Below are 2,682 nucleotides of genomic sequence, written 5' to 3' on the forward strand. Positions count from 1 at the left end.
TTGCTGTATAAGTCACTTCTAGTCCCAAGCGAGTAAAGAGCGCTTCAAGGATTCCCTTAGCATAGAAGAAATCAACTGGAACTGCTGCTGTTTGGAAGTCTTTTTCTGCAACCAAGCCTGTCAAAGCAAGGGCAAAGCTGTTGATTTCGTTTGGTAGGTCTTCTTTCGGATTGCCTGTTTGTTCAAAGACTTTTCCAATCTCATAAAGAGCCAAGTTTTTGTTCTTACGAGCCACGTTGTAGGCCACTGTATCAAGAATACCTGAGACCATATTTTGACGGAGAACGGAACGGTCCACTGTCATTGGCCACATGAGTTCTGTAAGGTTACTTGGTTGAGCTGTAAACTCAACTGCTTTTTCAGGAGTTGTCAGAGCGTAGGTGATAATTTCTGTCAAACCTGCTCCTTCAGCGATGGTACGAACTTGGCGACGCAATTTTTGTGTCGCAGTCAATTCACCAGCTGTACCGTCATCTTTTGGAAGACTAGTTGGCAAGCGATCATAACCATAGATACGGGCGATTTCTTCAAAGAGGTCAGCTTCGATAGTGATATCCCAACGACGACGGGGTACGCTGACTGTAAAGCTTTCTGCATTGCCAGAAAGGCCAAAGCCAAGACGACGGAAGACATCTTCCACATCAGCATAGGAAAGCTCCGTACCAAGGACGCGGTTAACGTCTGCAAGGGTTGAAGAAACTTCCACATCTGAAGTGTCAAGCTCCCCCGCTGAAACGATGCCCTTACGCACCGTCGCACCTGCAAGATCAGCAATCATGCTAGCCGCCGCATCAAGGGCTTCATTAACAGTTGCCACATTGATGCCTTTTTCAAAGCGAGAAGACGACTCAGAACGAAGGTTGAGGTGTCCGCTAGTCTTGCGGATCGATTTGCCATTGAAAACAGCTGCTTCAAGGACAACACGACTAGAATTTTCAGAGATTTCTGTTGCTTGACCACCCATGACACCTGCAAGGGCTACTGGCTTGTCTGCGACAGTGATGACTAAGTCATTTGCTTCCAAGTCACGCTCTTCACCGTCCAAGGTCACCAATTTTTCACCAGCACGCGCTTCACGCACACGGATGTCGGTCCCTTCAAAAGTATCCAAGTCAAAGGCATGCATCGGTTGACCAAAGTAAAGCAGGATGTAGTTGGTTACGTCTACGACATTGTTAATTGGACGGATACCTTCGTTCATAAGGAGGTTTTGCAACCATTGTGGACTTGGTGCGATGGTCACATTATCCAAGATACGGGCCGCATAGTAAGGCGCCTTGTCTGTCTCAATGCCTACAGAAAGGGCGTCTGCTGCAGCTTCATTTGTTTCTGTTAAACTGAATTCTTTAAAGTTGACTGCATTGTCATAGATGGCTGCCACTTCATGAGCCACCCCACGCATAGATAGAGCGTCTGCACGGTTTGGTGTGATAGAAAGTTCGATGATTTCATCATCTAAGTCTAGATATGAGAAGACTTCCTCACCTGGTACTGCATCTTGAGGCAAGATTTGAATACCATCTGCGAATTCCTTCGGTACGACCGAGTCAGAAATTCCCAGTTCACCAAGTGAACAGATCATTCCAAGTGACTCCAAACCACGGATTTTCCCTTTTTTGATTTTGTAATTGTCCGCGATACGAGCTCCTGGAAGAGCTACCATGACCTTGATTCCAGCACGTACATTCGGTGCACCACAAACGATCTGACGGGCTTCTTCTTCGCCAACGTTAACCTGACAGACATGCAAGTGTGTTTCTGGCACATCTTCGCAAGACAAGACCTCACCGACGACAATTTTTGAGAGACCGGCAGCCGGTGATTCGACACCTTCGACCTCAATCCCTGTAGTTGACATTTTCTCAGCCAACTCTTGTGATGGCACATCAATGTCCACCAATTCTTTTAACCATTTATAAGATACAAGCATAATTCTGATTGTAAGATCTCACCGAATAAGACCTTTTCAATTCCTTTCTTTTTCTTCGAGTCAGTCCTCACCATTCTCATCAAGAGAAAATAACTAGGACTGTATAGGACTGTGTTTTAGGTTTCAATCTTATTTAAACTGTTCTGAGAAGCGGACATCTCCTTGATAGAATCCGCGGATATCGTTGATTCCGTAACGGAGCATAGCGACACGCTCTTGTCCAAGACCAAAGGCAAAGCCAGAGTAAACAGTCGCATCGATTCCACTCATTTCAAGGACACGTGGGTGAACCATACCGGCACCCATAATCTCAATCCAACCTGTTTTCTTACATACGTTACAGCCTTCTCCACCACACTTGAAGCAAGAAACATCCACTTCAACAGATGGCTCTGTGAATGGGAAATACGATGGACGCAAACGAATTTGGCGCTCTTCACCAAACATTTTTTGCACAATCAACTGAAGGGTTCCTTGAAGATCTGCCATAGAGATGTTTTTCCCAACAACCAAGCCTTCGATTTGGTGGAATTGGTGACTGTGGGTCGCATCGTCCGTGTCACGACGGAACACACGCCCTGGTGAGATCATTTTCAAAGGACCTTTTGAAAAATCATGAGCATCCATCGCACGCGCCTGAACTGGAGACGTGTGAGTACGAAGCAAGATTTCTTCTGTGATGTAGAAAGTATCCTGCATATCGCGAGCTGGGTGATCTTTTGGAAGGTTCATACGCTCGAAGTTGTAGTAGT

The 2,682-nt window shown here is 46.0% G+C and carries 2 protein-coding genes; both read right to left on the minus strand.

Annotated features, from left to right (window positions below):
• Positions 1–1,930, minus strand: a 1,930-nt coding sequence (gene pheT / locus GMD4S_RS07795) for a phenylalanine--tRNA ligase subunit beta (RefSeq protein ID WP_000961538.1), incomplete at its 3' end; no start/stop codon positions are given.
• A gap of 129 nt (positions 1,931–2,059) precedes the next feature.
• The coding region (gene pheS, locus GMD4S_RS07800; RefSeq protein ID WP_000330078.1) for a phenylalanine--tRNA ligase subunit alpha at positions 2,060–2,682 on the minus strand (623 nt) is incomplete at its 5' end.

Source organism: Streptococcus sp. GMD4S, assembly GCF_000296955.1.